Source organism: Ectopseudomonas guguanensis, from assembly GCF_900104265.1.
Lineage (GTDB): Bacteria > Pseudomonadota > Gammaproteobacteria > Pseudomonadales > Pseudomonadaceae > Aquipseudomonas > Aquipseudomonas guguanensis.
This window is the reverse complement of record NZ_FNJJ01000007.1, coordinates 227,853-241,959: the sequence shown is the minus strand read 5'-3', so window position 1 is coordinate 241,959 and position 14,107 is coordinate 227,853. Positions and strand designations below refer to the sequence as shown.

Sequence of the window (14,107 nt, the reverse complement as noted above, 5' to 3'; positions counted from 1 at the left end):
GGGCCTGGTTCGCGGAGCCCCCGGATTGCATCCAGGCTACGGAGTCAGCGTGCAGTGAAACGCCAGGCGCGGTGGATCTTCGGATTACGCGCGAAGTCCGGATCCAGGGTCTGCGCGCTGATTTCCTCGACCTGATAACGCGCCACCAGACTCTCGTCGAGCTGAAACTTGCGGAAGTTGTTGGAGAAATACAGCACGCCGCCGCGGGCCAGGCGCGCCATGGCCAGGTCGAGCAACTCAACGTGGTCGCGCTGCACGTCGAACACACCTTCCATACGCTTGGAGTTGGAGAAGGTCGGCGGGTCGATGAAGATCAGGTCGTACTCGCCGCGATCGTCACCCAGCCAGGCCATCACGTCGCCCTGCTCCAGGCGGTGCTTGTCGGAAAAACCGTTGAGCGACAGGTTGCGCCGCGCCCAGTCCAGGTAGGTTTTCGACAGATCGACGCTGGTGGTGCTGCGCGCCCCACCCTTGGCCGCATGCACGGTGGCCGTGGCGGTATAGCAGAACAGGTTGAGGAAACGCTTGCCGGCCGCCTCACGCTGGATGCGCAGACGCAGCGGACGATGATCGAGGAACAGGCCGGTATCCAGGTAGTCGGTGAGATTGACCAGCAGCTTGACGCCGCCTTCGCTCACCTCCATGAACTGGCCCTGGGCAGCCTGGCGCTGGTACTGCTTGGTGCCGGTCTGGCGCTCGCGGCGCTTGATCGCCACCCGGCTCTGCGCCACACCCAGCGCCTGCGGGATCGCGGCCAGGGCATCGAGCAGACGCGCCTGCGCCTTGTCCGGGTCCACCGAACGCGGCGCGGCGTATTCCTGCACGTGCACCCAGTCACGATACAGATCGACCGCCAGGGCGTATTCCGGCATGTCGGCATCGTACAGCCGGTAGCACTCGACACCTTCGCGGCGCGCCCACTTGCCCAGCTGCTTGAGATTCTTCTGCAGGCGGTTGGCGAACATCTGCCCGCCCTCGGACAAACGCGCCTGCTGTGGTGCTTCGTTCACCGGCTGTTGATCGTCCTCGCGCGCGCGCCGCTCGCCGGTAACGAACTGCTCGGTCCGCACCTTGATCAGCAGCAGCTTGCACGCCAGCGCACCGTTCCAGAACGAATACTGCTTGTGGCTGCGCAACCCCATGCGCTTGCCCAGCTCCGGTGCCCCGGTGAACACCGCCGCCTCCCAGCCCAGGCAGGCCTGACGCAGGCGCTCGCCGAGGTTCTGGTAGAGGTACAGCAGGCTGGCTTCGTCGCCCAGGCGCTCGCCATAGGGCGGGTTGCTGATCACCAGGCCCTTCTGATTCTGGTCCGGTCGCGGCTCGAAACTGCCCAGTTCCCCCTGATAGATCTTCACCCAGTCGGAGAGGCCGGCACGCTCGACGTTGTTGCGCCCAGGCTGGATCAGGCGTGGGTCGGCTTCATAACCGCGAATCCACAGCGGCGGCTTGGCCAACCCGGTTGCGGCCCGTTGTTCGGCCTCGGCATGCAGCTTCTTCCAGATGGCCGGCACATGGCCGAGCCAGTTGGAGAAGCCCCAGCGTTCGCGCTTGAGGTTGGGCGCGATGTCGGCGGCCATCAGCGCAGCTTCGATCAGGAAGGTGCCGACACCGCACATCGGGTCGGCCAGCGCGCCGCCCTCGGCCGCGATACGCGGCCAGCCGGCGCGGATCAGCACCGCGGCAGCCAGGTTTTCCTTCAGCGGCGCAGCACCCTGCTGCAGACGGTAGCCGCGCTGGTGCAGGCTGTGTCCGGAAAGGTCCAGAGACAGCACTGCCTCGCCACGATCCAGGCGCAGATGCACGCGCAAATCGGGGTTGAGCTTGTCGATGCTGGGACGCTCGCCACCGCTGGTGCGCAGCCGGTCGACGATCGCATCCTTGACCTTGAGCGCACCGAAGTGGGTGTTGTCGATGCCCGAACCGTTGCCGCTGAACTCCACCGCCAGGCTGCCTGCCGGCTCCAGATGATCACGCCAGTCAACGGCCTTGACGCCCTCGTACAGTTCATCGGCGTTGTTCATGGCAAAGCGCGACAGCACCAGCAGCACTCGGTTGGCCAGGCGCGACCAGAGACACAAGCGGTAGGCCACCTCGATCTCGGCATGCCCGCGGACGGCGGCGGTCTGCTCGCGCGCCTCCTCCAGCCCAAGGACCTTGGCCTCTTCCAGCAGCAGGCCTTCGAGCCCCTTGGGGCAGGTCAGTACGATTTCGTAACGATCAGACATGAATGTTCCACTGCCTATGGCAATCGGGAGGTGCGGCGGGCGCACCTCGACTCAAAATAAGTGACAAAAGGCCACAGTGCGACCCTTCGTCGGAATAAGTAAGCGCTCTCATTTGCACGAGCACAATGAAGGCATCGATGCGCACAGCCAGCTATGGCGGCGCTTCGCTGGAAGAGGCTGGACATAACCCCAGCGCTCTTATGGCACGACCCGCATTTAGGTTACGTGCTTATGACAAATCGATCATTCACAGGCCCCGGTGCATTCGTTAGAACACTACCTAAGGCTTTCGCTGCAACGGCGAAGGCGTAGAAAGTCCGCCACGCCGGCAGCGGGCTTTCGTAGGCAGATCCGTCTGCCCGGCCTTGCCACAAGGCCAACGGGACATAACAGTCAACAGTGAGGGCAACACCCTATGAGAAGACTTAAGCGTGATCCGTTAGAACGAGCTTTCCTGCGCGGCTATCAATACGGCATCAATGGTAAATCCCGCGAACTCTGCCCCTTTACCCTGCCTTCGGTTCGTCAGGCCTGGCTCAATGGCTGGCGTGAGGGCCGTGGCGACAACTGGGATGGGCTGACCGGCACGGCCGGTATTCATCGACTCAACGAACTTCACGCTGTCGGCTGATCAGGATCACACCCGACTTCACCATGCCGACCCCCTCCGGGCGGCGGGCGCAAGCCCAAGGGCTCCTTCGGGAGCCCTATTCATTGGCGCCGCTTATTTGCGCAGCGCGGCAATCGCATCCACCGCCTCGCGAATCAGCGCCGGCCCCTTGTAGATGAACCCCGAATAGATCTGAATTAGGCTCGCCCCGGCAGCGATCTTCTCCGCTGCGTGCTTGCCCTCGGTGATGCCGCCGACCGCAATGATCGGCAGACGGCCCGACAACTCGCCAGCCAGTACCTTGACGATATGCGTGCTCTTGTCGCGCACCGGCGCCCCGGACAGTCCGCCGGCCTCGTCAGCATGGGCCAACCCTTCCACACCCTCGCGACTGAGCGTGGTGTTGGTGGCGATCACCGCATCCATGTCCGCGCCCAGTAGCGCAGAAGCGACCAGGGCTGTCTCCTCGTCGCTCATGTCCGGCGCGATCTTGATCGCCAGCGGCACGCGCTTGCCATGCTCTTGGGTCAGGTCTTCCTGACGGCGACGCAGCGCCTCGAGCAGCTCCTTGAGCGAATCGCCGAATTGCAGGCTGCGCAGCCCCGGAGTATTGGGCGAGCTGACGTTGACCGTGACGTAGCTGGCGTGGGCATAGACCTTGTCCAGGCAGGTCAGGTAATCATCCACCGCACGCTCGACCGGCGTATCGAAGTTCTTGCCGATGTTGATACCCAGCACGCCCTTGAACTTCGAGGCCCTGACCCGTGCCAGCAGATGATCGACACCGTGGTTGTTGAAGCCCATGCGATTGATCACCGCCTCGGCTTCGGGCAGGCGAAACAGGCGCGGCTTGGGGTTGCCCGGCTGCGGCCTGGGGGTGACGGTACCGATCTCGACGAAACCGAAACCAAGCTGGGCAAAGCCGTCGATGGCATCGCCGTTCTTGTCCAGCCCCGCCGCCAGACCGACCGGGTTGGCGAACTGCAAGCCCATCACGTTGACCGGCAAGCTGGCCGGCGCCTTGGTCAGCAGACCGTTGAGCCCCAGCCGCCCACCGGCACCGATCAGATCGATGGACAGTTCGTGAGAAGTTTCCGGGGTCAGTTTGAACAGCAGCTCGCGGGCCAGTGAGTACATGGGCAGGCTCAGCTCGACAGGTAGAGGGTTGGCAGGCCGGCGATTATAGCCGCGCAGGCAGCCCCGGCGCGAGGCAGGCGCGCCAGATCAGTCCAAAGGGCGTAAGCTCAGCAACTCGCCCGAGGTGTTGAACTCCAGCACGAAGGAACCATAGATACCGGCGTGGGTCAGATAAGGCCGCAGATGGTGGGCAGGCAAACTCACGCGGCGCCCGTCGCGGCTTTGCGCCATAATCCGGTTGGCATGGCCACGATAGATGGCCTGCAAACGTTCGGCCGATAACGCAATATCCAGCACCAAGCTGGGCATGGAGGCACCCTCGCAAATGAATGCGGCTATATTGCCACAGACCTGCACAGCCGCTGCTGCTCATGCGCCGCGCTACGCCCTATGGGCAGCAGCCGCGCACGTCTGCCACACTGCAGTGGACGCTTCAGGAGCGATCTGCCGGCCATGAGCCTGTCCGAATCCTCAACCATCAGCAGCCGTCTGGCAGCCCTCGCTCAACGCATGGGCCTGCTTGGTCGTGGCTCGCGGCAGATCTTCGCCAGGGCCAGCGCCCTGCGCCTGCCATTCAAACCCCTGCCCGCGGCAGTCGAGAGCATCTGCTGGCACGACGGCCCGCAATTGCAACTGCTGCTCAATCTGCCTCGCGGCGCGCTCTCCGGCCCGGTACAGGAAGACAAGGCCCAGGCTCATTCGGCACTGACCCAGGTAGTGGAAGCGCAAGCGCAGCAATTGCAGGCCTTCGACCTGCGCATGATCGACGGCTTCGCCTGCCCTGTCCCTGCGCCAGGCTACGCCTGCTTCGAGGACTATGCTGCGAGTGAACATTGCAAGCAGATTCGCATCATCAGCTACAAGGATTTCGTCAAAACCATCAGCCAGGCGTTGCCACGCTTTCTCGCCGGCGAGCCGATCGAGCTACGCCAGGCCAACTGGCGAGGTTCACGCACCTTCTGGTCGGGTGAAACGCAAGGCGAGTCTTTCGCCGGCGCCATCGCCTATGCACGCAGGCGTGGGCTGGATGTGCAACTGCCAGCCAATCTGGTGCGTTATCGACTGAACGAGGCAGGGCTGGATAATCTGCAGAGTCGCTATCACGTACTGGCCATGCCGGAGGCGGCATGGAGTGATCCCGGCTTCATGGGCCTGCTGCTGGACAACGGCATTCCCTATGCGCGCCTGTCGCTGCTGAAGAAAGCCGGCACGCCGGAATTCCTCCTGCTGCCCAAGGGCCACCAGGACGCCACCGCTCTTGGCGAAGGTTTGCGCCTGGCCGGCGCGCCCGACGTACCTGGCCATCTGCGCAAGCTGGGCGTCCCAGCCGAGGGCGCGAGTTGACGAGCTATTCGTCACAACCGCGCAACAAGCGCCCGATCATCTCCAACGAATAGCCACGGTACGCCAGAAACCTGCCCTGCTGGGCACGTTCACGTGCATCGACGGGAAGCTGGCCGGAAAACTTGCGCAGCCAGGTTTCACGCAACTGCTCGAACCAGTCGATGCCGCTCTCGCGCAGCGCCTGGTCGATGTCGCTGCGCGCCAGGCCACGCTGGCCAAGCTCTTCACGGATACGCTGCGGGCCGTAACCGGCACGAGCCCGATAGGCGACGAAACTCTCCAGATAGCGGGCCTCCGACAGCAGGCCCTCCTCCGACAGGCGCTGCAGGGCAGCTTCGATCAGCTCTTCGGGGGCACCGCGCTTGCGCAGCTTGCGCGTCAGTTCGACGCGCCCATGTTCACGTCGTGCCAGCAGATCCATGGCCGCTCGCCTGACGGCGAGCGGATTATCCAGTACGACGGTCATGCGCTGGGCTTAGAAATCGACTTCTGCGTCAGCCAGATCATCGGCGGAGGCCTTGACCGGAGCGCCGCTGACCAGCAGCTTCTGGCGAATCTGGCCTTCGATTTCGCGCGCCACTTCCTGATTGTCCTCAAGGAACTTGGCGGCATTGGCCTTGCCCTGGCCGATCTTGTTGCCCTGATAGCTGTACCAGGCACCCGATTTCTCGATCAGACCCTGCTGCACGCCCAGGTCGATGATCTCGCCGTTACGGTAGATGCCCTTGCCATAGAGGATCTGGAACTCGGCCTGACGGAACGGCGGGGCAACCTTGTTCTTGACGATCTTAACGCGGGTTTCGCTGCCCACCACTTCCTCGCCTTCCTTCACCGCACCGGTGCGGCGAATGTCCAGACGAACCGAGGAGTAGAACTTCAGCGCGTTACCGCCGGTGGTGGTTTCCGGGCTGCCGAACATCACGCCGATCTTCATGCGGATCTGGTTGATGAAGATCACCAGGCAGTTGGCATTCTTGATGTTGCCGGTGATCTTGCGCAGTGCCTGGCTCATCAGTCGGGCCTGCAGGCCGACGTGCATGTCGCCCATCTCGCCTTCGATTTCCGCCTTGGGCACCAGAGCTGCCACGGAGTCGACGATGATCACGTCGATGGCATTGGAACGCACCAGCATGTCGGTGATTTCCAGGGCCTGCTCGCCGGTGTCCGGCTGCGATACCAGCAGGTCATCGACGTTGACGCCAAGCTTGCCGGCGTAATCCGGGTCCAGCGCGTGCTCGGCATCGACGAAGGCGCAGGTGGCGCCATGCTTCTGCGCTTCGGCGATCACCGACAGGGTCAGCGTGGTCTTACCGGAGGATTCCGGCCCGTAGATCTCGACGATACGGCCTTTCGGCAGGCCGCCAATACCCAGCGCGATATCCAGACCCAGCGAGCCGGTGGAGATGGCCGGAATCGCCTGACGCTCATGATCGCCCATGCGCATGACGGCGCCCTTGCCGAACTGCTTCTCGATCTGACCCAGGGCAGCCGCCAAGGCGCGCTTCTTGTTCTCGTCCATTACCATCCTCACGTATTCACAAGGGCCTCAGCGGCCGCCAACAACTGTATAAGTAGCCAGTATTATTCCACAGGGCAAGTCGTCCGCCTACCCCATCGCAGGATTTTCCTCGGCCAACAGGCGCAGAAGGCCCGCCAGAGCGGTCTCGACCGTTTGTCGGCGCACCTCGTCGCGGCTGCCGGAAAACTGCCTGCGCACACTGTAAAGACGCTCGCCATCTCCCCAGGCCAGCCAGACGGTACCGACCGGTTTTTCCGCCGAGCCACCATCGGGCCCCGCCACGCCACTGACGGCAACCGCGTAGCGCGCTCCACTGTGCGCCTGGGCACCGCGTACCATGGCCTCGACCACCTCGCGACTGACCGCGCCGACGCTGTCGAACAGATCGGCGCACACATCCAGCTGCCGGGTTTTCTGCACATTGGAGTAGGTCACGTAACCTGCTTCGAACCAGGCCGAGCTGCCCGGTATGCGGGTGATCGCCTCGGCGATGCCGCCCCCGGTGCAGGATTCCGCCGTGCTGACCTGAGCGCCCTGCGCCTTCAGCGCCAGGCCAAGTTGCTCGGCCAGCTGACTGATTCTGTTCATGTTCGCCTCCTTATCGAGTCGTCCACCCTACACATCTTGCGCGAGCAGTGGAAATGCTCATGCCCCACGGCGCAACCGCGACGTATATCGCCAACGATTCGGGGTCCACGCGATAGGCGAAGTATGGGAAGATTCCCCGTTTCGTCACACCCACCGCACGTAAGGCCCGGCATGACCGATCTCTCCGCCCACACCCCGATGATGCAGCAGTACTGGAAGCTGAAGAATCAGCACCCGGACCAGTTGATGTTCTATCGCATGGGTGACTTCTACGAGATTTTCTACGAAGACGCGAAGAAGGCAGCCAAGCTGCTGGACATCACCCTGACCGCCCGCGGCCAGTCGGCCGGCCAGTCGATCCCCATGTGCGGCATTCCCTTCCATTCGGTCGAAGGCTACCTGGCCAAGCTGGTCAAGCTGGGCGAGTCGGTGGTGATCTGCGAGCAGATCGGCGACCCGGCCACCAGCAAGGGCCCGGTGGAGCGCCAGGTGGTGCGCATCATCACCCCCGGCACCATCAGCGACGAAGCCCTGCTCGACGAGCACCGCGACAACCTGCTGGCCGCCGTGCTCGGTGACGAACGCCTGTTCGGCCTGGCCGTGCTGGACATCACCAGCGGCCGTTTCAGCGTGCAGGAGATCAAGGGCTGGGAAAACCTGCTGGCCGAACTGGAACGTCTGAACCCCGCCGAACTGCTGATCCCGGACGACTGGCCGCAGGGCCTGCCGGCCGAGAAGCGCAAGGGCTCACGCCGTCGCGCACCCTGGGATTTCGACCGCGACAGTGCCTTCAAGAGCCTGTGCCAGCAGTTCGGCACCCAGGACCTGAAAGGCTTCGGCTGCGAGAACCTGACCCTGGCCATCGGCGCCGCCGGCTGCCTGCTGGGTTACGCCAAGGAGACCCAGCGCACCGCCCTGCCGCACCTGCGCAGCCTGCGTCACGAGCGCCTGGACGATACGGTCATCCTCGACGGCGCCAGCCGCCGCAACCTGGAGCTGGACATCAACCTCTCCGGCGGCCGCGACAACACCCTGCAATCGGTCATGGACCGCTGCCAGACCGCCATGGCCAGCCGTCTGCTCGGTCGCTGGCTGAACCGCCCGCTGCGCGATCGCGCGGTGCTCGAGGCGCGCCAGGACGCCATCGCCTGCCTGCTCGACGGTTATCGCTTCGAGACACTGCAACCGCAGCTCAAGGAAATCGGCGATCTGGAGCGCATCCTTGCCCGTATCGGCCTGCGCAATGCGCGCCCACGCGACCTGGCACGCCTGCGCGACGCCCTGGCCGCGCTGCCCGAACTGCAGCAGGCGATGACCACGCTGGACACGCCACACCTGCAGCAGCTGGCCACCACCGTCGCCACCTACCCGGAACTGGCCGACCTGCTGGCCCGCGCCATCATCGACAACCCGCCCGCGGTGATCCGCGACGGCGGCGTGTTGAAGACCGGCTATGACGCCGAACTTGACGAGCTGCAGGCAATGAGCGAAAACGCCGGCCAGTTCCTCATGGATCTGGAAGCGCGCGAGAAAGCCCGCACCGGTCTGGCCAACCTCAAGGTCGGCTACAACCGCGTGCACGGCTATTTCATCGAGCTGCCGACCAAGCAGGCCGAATCGGCGCCGGCCGACTACATCCGCCGGCAGACGCTCAAGGGCGCCGAGCGCTTCATCACACCCGAACTGAAGGAGTTCGAAGACAAGGCGCTGTCGGCCAAGAGCCGCGCCCTGGCGCGCGAGAAGATGCTCTACGACGAGCTGCTCGAACGCCTGATCGGTCACCTCGCCCCGTTGCAGGACAGCGCCGCGGCCCTGGCCGAACTGGACGTGCTGAGCAACCTGGCCGAACGCGCGCTGAACCTGGACCTGAACCGCCCACGTTTCGTCGACGAGCCGTGCATGCGCATCGACCAGGGGCGCCACCCGGTGGTCGAGCAGGTGCTGACCACGCCCTTCGTGGCCAACGACCTGGACCTGGACGACAACCGCCGCATGCTGATCATTACAGGGCCGAACATGGGCGGTAAATCCACCTACATGCGCCAGACCGCCCTGATCGTGCTGCTGGCCCATATCGGCAGTTTCGTCCCGGCCGCAGCCTGCGAGCTGTCGCTGGTCGATCGCATCTTCACCCGTATCGGTTCCTCGGACGACCTGGCCGGCGGCCGTTCCACCTTCATGGTGGAGATGAGCGAAACTGCCAATATCCTGCACAACGCCAGCGAGCGCAGCCTGGTGCTGATGGACGAAGTCGGTCGTGGAACCAGCACCTTCGACGGCCTGTCACTGGCCTGGTCGGCGGCCGAGCATCTGGCGCGCCTGCGCGCCTTCACCCTGTTCGCCACCCACTATTTCGAACTGACGGTGCTGCCGGAAAGCGAACCGGTGGTGGCCAACGTGCACCTCTCGGCCACCGAGCACAACGAGCGCATCGTTTTCCTCCACCACGTCCAGCCCGGGCCGGCGAGCCAGAGCTACGGCCTGGCGGTGGCGCAACTGGCAGGCGTGCCGGGCAGCGTGATCAGCCGGGCGCGCGAGCATTTGGCGCGCCTGGAAGCCACCAGCCTGCCGCACGATCTGCCGCGACAGACGCCTGGCCAACCGCAGGTGCCGATGCAAAGCGACCTGTTCGCCAGCGTGCCGCACCCGTTGATAGAGCAATTGCACAAGATCAACCCGGATGATCTGACTCCCCGCAAGGCGCTGGAGCTGTTATATACCTGGAAGACGCAGATCTAACGCTCACTACAACAAGCTGCTAGAATCGCGCGCAATTTTACGACCGCCCGGTTTACAGCCTGAGCCGCGGCCATAGACCGAGCGCCTGGCAGCCCTTCGCAGAAAGGGTCCAGGCCGCCGCCCGAGGAGAGAATCAGACATGACCTTCGTCGTTACCGACAACTGCGTCAAATGCAAATACACCGACTGCGTGGAAGTCTGCCCGGTTGACTGCTTCTATGAAGGCCCGAATTTCCTGGTGATCCACCCGGACGAGTGCATCGATTGCGCCCTGTGCGAACCCGAGTGCCCGGCTCAGGCGATCTTCTCCGAGGATGAAGTACCGGAGGACATGCAGGAATACATTGAGCTCAACGCCGACCTGGCGGAAGTCTGGCCGAACATCACCGAGAAGAAGGAAGCACTGCCGGACGCCGAAGAATGGGACGGCGTGAAGGACAAGCTGCAGTATCTGGAGCGCTAGGCTCGCCAGAAACACGAAGACCCGCCAAGCGCGGGTCTTTTCGTTTCTGCACGGGGATCTTTCAGCGCTTGCGCGAGCGCGAAGACTCGCCTTCGGAAATCGCAGACAAAAAAAGGGGCGGCTTGCGCCGCCCGCTTTTATTCCCTAATCCCTTTGTTTCCCAACTCATCGTCCTGATGGATCGCGTCTTGCGATAGTCCTGATCATCATCCTGATGACCTGTGCTTGTCCCTGAGCACGGAATCGATATTAGCCGCTGCAGCATCCAATACAACCCGAGTGAATTGCCCGAAAAGGGTTCACACTCAATCTGCCACTTTTTAAAAGTCATTGAAAAACAGAAACTTAATAGATTAAGCGGATAAGAAAGCAGGATATCCCCCAAGCATCCAGCACGAACACTGACAGCATCTGTAAGCAATGACTTACATGACCGCGCATAAAAAACCCGGCCGAAGCCGGGTTGCTGATCAGGAAATCGAACTACTGGAACAAGGCATCGCTGGACAGGCCGTTCTTTTCCAGGATCTCGCGTAGGCGCTTGAGCGCCTCGACCTGAATCTGCCGCACGCGCTCGCGGGTCAGGCCGATCTCCTGCCCCACTTCCTCCAGGGTACAGCTCTCGTGCCCGCGCAGGCCGAAGCGACGCACGACGACTTCGCGCTGTTTATCGGTCAGGTCCGACAGCCACTGGTCGATGCTCTGTGACAGGTCATCGTCCTGCAACAGCTCACAGGGATCGGTCGGCCGGTCGTCGGTCAGGGTGTCGAGCAGGGTCTTGTCCGAATCCGGGCCGAGCGAGACGTCTACCGAGGACACCCGTTCATTGAGGCCGAGCATGCGCTTGACCTCACCCACCGGTTTTTCCAGCAGGTTGGCAATTTCTTCCGCGGAAGGCTCGTGGTCGAGTTTCTGGGTCAGTTCACGCGCCGCACGCAGGTAGACGTTGAGTTCCTTGACCACATGAATCGGCAGACGGATGGTTCGCGTCTGGTTCATGATGGCGCGTTCGATGGTCTGGCGAATCCACCAGGTTGCATAAGTCGAAAAACGGAACCCCCGCTCCGGATCGAACTTCTCGACGGCACGAATCAGGCCCAGGTTGCCCTCCTCGATCAGATCGAGCAGGGAAAGGCCACGATTGACGTAACGCCGGGCGATTTTCACCACCAGACGCAGGTTGCTCTCGATCATGCGCTTGCGCCCGGCAGGATCGCCCTTCTGCGCCAGGCGCGCGAAGTGGACCTCCTCTTCGGGAGTCAGCAGTGGGGAAAAACCGATTTCGTTGAGGTAAAGCTGAGTGGCGTCGAGCGCCCGGGTGTAGTCGATGTATTTGTGCTGCTTGGAGGGTGTGGCGCTCTTGGCCTTGGTACGTACGGCCGGTGCCTCTACGTCATCGCCCTGAACCTCGCCGAAAACGATGCCAGGCTCCATCAGGAGCAGCTCATCGTCGACGTCAAACTCCGGCGCTTCTTTTTTGATGAGAGCCATTGTTGTTGTCCTTAGCTGAGTTCGACAACAGGCTCTGGCGGAACCGTCCTGGCCACACCTGAGCCCGTCCCTCCTACGTGATGGAACGGGTCAGCGACGGATCAACGACGTGGCAGATATTGCAGCGGATCGACAGGTTTACCTTGGCGGCGAATCTCGAAGTGCAGCTTCACCCGGTCGGCCCCTGTGGAACCCATTTCGGCAATGCTTTGCCCGGCTTTGACCTGCTGCCCCTCCCGTACCAACAACCTGCGGTTATGACCGTAAGCACTTACGTAGGTGTCGCTGTGTTTGATGATGATCAACTCGCCGTAGCCCCGCAAACCACTCCCGGCGTATACCACTGATCCGTCAGACGCAGCTAAAACAGGCTGTCCTAATTCCCCGGCGATATCAATGCCTTTATTCAAACTACCGTTTGAGGAAAAACGGCTGATCACCGTGCCCTGAGTGGGCCAGGACCAACCGGTGGCAGAGCGGGTTACCGGGGTCACCGGCGTGGTCGCCGGCGTGTTGGCGACGGGTGGCCGCGCAGGCTGAGTGGCAGGCGGGGCCGTGACGGCAACTGGCGGGCGGTTCTGTGCCGGCTGGGTAACGACGGGCGAAGTGGTCACCGGCGGCGCAGAGGCCACCGCCGGCTGGCTGCTGCCTATCGGGCGATTGTCGAAACGGATCGTCTGGCCAACGCGAATGATGTACGGGTCGCGCAAGCCATTGTGGGCAGCCAGGGCCTTCCAGTCCCAGCCGAAACGAAAGGCAATGGAATAGAGGGTATCGCCGCGCTGCACGACATAGTGACCGTCGCGTACGGGCTGACGCTGCACGACCGGAGCACGCCCCTGATTGTGCCCGCGATCGACCACCTGCACGCCACCTGGCGGCGAACTGGCGCAACCGGCCAACGCCGAAGCGGCAAGCATGGCGAGCGGCAGGCGAAAGACGGCGACTGCGCGCACTAGCACGTGAAGGACGGTGCAACTCACCCAACTGCTCCCTGAACGATTCCGAGTACGGCGCCTATTGTGGCGCAATTATTCCGTTCGGCCATTATCGACCGGCCGACGACCTGCCAGCCACTCCAGGCCCAGCACCAAAACGATACCGCCTATTGCCAGCACCACGGCAAACAACAGTTGTGGATCCTGGCCGCTGATATCGGCGAATTGCCCCGGCAGCAGGTTGTTCTGCAACAGCGGCACCTGCTCGCCCTTGCTGTCGATACGCCAGGTCAGCGTTTCCTTCCAGGGCCAGACCTTGTTCAGCGAGCCGAGCATCAGGCCGCAGAGAAACGCCAGGCTGAGATCCCGCCAGCGCGACAGCAGCCAGCTGAGCAGGCGCGCGAAGCTGAGCAGGCCGACCAGGCAGCCGCTGGCGAAAACAGCCAGAACCAGCAGGTTGAGGTCCTTCACCGCCCCCAGCACCACCGAGTACAGACCGAGCAGCAGCAGGATGAAGCTGCCCGAGATACCCGGCAGAATCATGGCGCAAATGGCGATGGCACCAGCCAGGAACAGGGTCGGCAGGTCGCTGCCCCACTGCATGGGTGCCGCGACGGTGATCCAGTAGGCCAAGGCCAGACCGAGCACGAAGCTCACCCCCCGGCTCCAGTTCCACCGCCCGATTTCGCGCCCTACCAGATAGGTGGACACCAGAATCAGGCCGAAGAAGAACGACCAAACCGGAATCGGATGATGATGCAGCAGATAAGTGATGACGCGGGCGAGCGTAAGGATGCTGGTCACTATGCCGCTGAACAGCACCAGCAGAAAGGTCGCATTGGCCATCTGCCAGGCGTCCTTGATGCGGCCGTGCAACAGCAGCATGAGCGCCTCGGGAATGCTGGCGATGGAGCGCAGCAGCTCGTCATAGATGCCGCTGATGAAGGCGATGGTGCCGCCGGAAACACCGGGCACGACATCGGCAGCGCCCATGGCCATGCCCTTGGCGTAGAGCAGGAAATATTTCTTCATGGATCCTTCCAGAGCGATACA

General features: G+C 62.9%; 13 protein-coding genes. 4 read left to right on the top strand and 9 right to left on the bottom strand.

All coding sequences use genetic code 11. The annotated features are described in order from the left end of the window. Nucleotides 1–44: 44 nt before the first annotated feature. Nucleotides 45–2,225, bottom strand: a complete 2,181-nt coding sequence (gene rlmKL / locus BLS61_RS12500) for a bifunctional 23S rRNA (guanine(2069)-N(7))-methyltransferase RlmK/23S rRNA (guanine(2445)-N(2))-methyltransferase RlmL (protein WP_090431280.1) — start codon at nt 2,223–2,225, stop codon at nt 45–47. 415 nt (nt 2,226–2,640) lie between these two features. Here rlmKL and rmf point away from each other — a divergent pair, with 415 nt between their 5' ends. Then, complete coding sequence (rmf, locus tag BLS61_RS12495) at nt 2,641–2,856, top strand: ribosome modulation factor (protein WP_003244273.1); 216 nt, start codon at nt 2,641–2,643, stop codon at nt 2,854–2,856. A gap of 93 nt (nt 2,857–2,949) precedes the next feature. Here rmf and BLS61_RS12490 read toward each other — a convergent pair whose 3' ends face one another. Then, nucleotides 2,950–3,972, bottom strand: coding sequence for a quinone-dependent dihydroorotate dehydrogenase (locus tag BLS61_RS12490; protein ID WP_090431278.1), 1,023 nt, complete (start codon nt 3,970–3,972; stop codon nt 2,950–2,952). A gap of 87 nt (nt 3,973–4,059) precedes the next feature. Beyond that, nucleotides 4,060–4,281 carry a DUF2835 domain-containing protein gene (locus BLS61_RS12485; RefSeq protein WP_090431276.1) on the bottom strand — a complete coding sequence of 74 codons (222 nt, stop codon included), beginning with the start codon at nt 4,279–4,281 and terminating at the stop codon, nt 4,060–4,062. A 144-nt stretch (nt 4,282–4,425) separates the two neighbouring features. On the opposite strand from BLS61_RS12485, the gene BLS61_RS12480 reads away from it, so the two are divergent. After that, nucleotides 4,426–5,316 (top strand): DUF6685 family protein, encoded by an 891-nt coding sequence (locus tag BLS61_RS12480; RefSeq protein WP_090431274.1) that lies wholly within the window; start codon nt 4,426–4,428, stop codon nt 5,314–5,316. 4 nt (nt 5,317–5,320) lie between these two features. Here the strand turns inward: BLS61_RS12480 and recX are convergent, their stop codons facing one another. The 3 genes from recX to BLS61_RS12465 all read right to left on the bottom strand — a co-directional run bounded on the left by recX (nt 5,321) and on the right by BLS61_RS12465 (nt 7,423). After that, on the bottom strand, nt 5,321–5,782 hold the full coding sequence (gene recX / locus BLS61_RS12475) for a recombination regulator RecX (RefSeq protein ID WP_090431272.1): 462 nt from the start codon (nt 5,780–5,782) through the stop codon (nt 5,321–5,323). Between the two features lie 9 nt (nt 5,783–5,791). Further along, nucleotides 5,792–6,835 (bottom strand): recombinase RecA, encoded by a 1,044-nt coding sequence (gene recA / locus BLS61_RS12470; RefSeq protein WP_090431270.1) that lies wholly within the window; start codon nt 6,833–6,835, stop codon nt 5,792–5,794. 87 nt (nt 6,836–6,922) lie between these two features. After that, on the bottom strand, nt 6,923–7,423 hold the full coding sequence (locus BLS61_RS12465) for a CinA family protein (RefSeq protein WP_090431268.1): 501 nt from the start codon (nt 7,421–7,423) through the stop codon (nt 6,923–6,925). A gap of 171 nt (nt 7,424–7,594) precedes the next feature. Here BLS61_RS12465 and mutS point away from each other — a divergent pair, with 171 nt between their 5' ends. Both mutS and fdxA read left to right on the top strand, forming a co-directional pair. Further along, the gene (gene mutS / locus BLS61_RS12460) at nt 7,595–10,162 is read left to right on the top strand and encodes a DNA mismatch repair protein MutS (protein ID WP_090431267.1); all 2,568 of its coding nucleotides are present in this window, start codon (nt 7,595–7,597) and stop codon (nt 10,160–10,162) included. Between the two features lie 139 nt (nt 10,163–10,301). Beyond that, nucleotides 10,302–10,625 (top strand): ferredoxin FdxA, encoded by a 324-nt coding sequence (gene fdxA / locus BLS61_RS12455; protein ID WP_012019164.1) that lies wholly within the window; start codon nt 10,302–10,304, stop codon nt 10,623–10,625. Nucleotides 10,626–11,108: 483 nt separating this feature from the next. On the opposite strand, the gene rpoS is transcribed toward fdxA, so the two are convergent. The 3 genes from rpoS to BLS61_RS12440 form a co-directional block, all read right to left on the bottom strand. Next, a complete protein-coding gene (gene rpoS / locus BLS61_RS12450) occupies nt 11,109–12,116 on the bottom strand; it encodes an RNA polymerase sigma factor RpoS (RefSeq protein WP_090431265.1) in 1,008 nt (335 codons plus the stop codon). A 101-nt stretch (nt 12,117–12,217) separates the two neighbouring features. Further along, complete coding sequence (locus BLS61_RS12445; protein ID WP_090431263.1) at nt 12,218–13,099, bottom strand: peptidoglycan DD-metalloendopeptidase family protein; 882 nt, start codon at nt 13,097–13,099, stop codon at nt 12,218–12,220. 48 nt (nt 13,100–13,147) lie between these two features. Further along, nucleotides 13,148–14,086 (bottom strand): polyprenyl-phosphate transporter, encoded by a 939-nt coding sequence (locus BLS61_RS12440; protein ID WP_090431261.1) that lies wholly within the window; start codon nt 14,084–14,086, stop codon nt 13,148–13,150. Nucleotides 14,087–14,107 lie beyond the last annotated feature (21 nt).

What these genes read in the sequence shown, in the direction of transcription:
- rlmKL (WP_090431280.1), bottom strand. Translation starts at nt 2,225, where the DNA reads ATGTCTGATCGTTACGAAATCGTACTGACCTGCCCCAAGGGGCTCGAA.
- rmf (WP_003244273.1), top strand. Translation starts at nt 2,641, where the DNA reads ATGAGAAGACTTAAGCGTGATCCGTTAGAACGAGCTTTCCTGCGCGGC.
- BLS61_RS12490 (WP_090431278.1), bottom strand. Translation starts at nt 3,972, where the DNA reads ATGTACTCACTGGCCCGCGAGCTGCTGTTCAAACTGACCCCGGAAACT.
- BLS61_RS12485 (WP_090431276.1), bottom strand. Translation starts at nt 4,281, where the DNA reads ATGCCCAGCTTGGTGCTGGATATTGCGTTATCGGCCGAACGTTTGCAG.
- BLS61_RS12480 (WP_090431274.1), top strand. Translation starts at nt 4,426, where the DNA reads ATGAGCCTGTCCGAATCCTCAACCATCAGCAGCCGTCTGGCAGCCCTC.
- recX (WP_090431272.1), bottom strand. Translation starts at nt 5,782, where the DNA reads ATGACCGTCGTACTGGATAATCCGCTCGCCGTCAGGCGAGCGGCCATG.
- recA (WP_090431270.1), bottom strand. Translation starts at nt 6,835, where the DNA reads ATGGACGAGAACAAGAAGCGCGCCTTGGCGGCTGCCCTGGGTCAGATC.
- BLS61_RS12465 (WP_090431268.1), bottom strand. Translation starts at nt 7,423, where the DNA reads ATGAACAGAATCAGTCAGCTGGCCGAGCAACTTGGCCTGGCGCTGAAG.
- mutS (WP_090431267.1), top strand. Translation starts at nt 7,595, where the DNA reads ATGACCGATCTCTCCGCCCACACCCCGATGATGCAGCAGTACTGGAAG.
- fdxA (WP_012019164.1), top strand. Translation starts at nt 10,302, where the DNA reads ATGACCTTCGTCGTTACCGACAACTGCGTCAAATGCAAATACACCGAC.
- rpoS (WP_090431265.1), bottom strand. Translation starts at nt 12,116, where the DNA reads ATGGCTCTCATCAAAAAAGAAGCGCCGGAGTTTGACGTCGACGATGAG.
- BLS61_RS12440 (WP_090431261.1), bottom strand. Translation starts at nt 14,086, where the DNA reads ATGAAGAAATATTTCCTGCTCTACGCCAAGGGCATGGCCATGGGCGCT.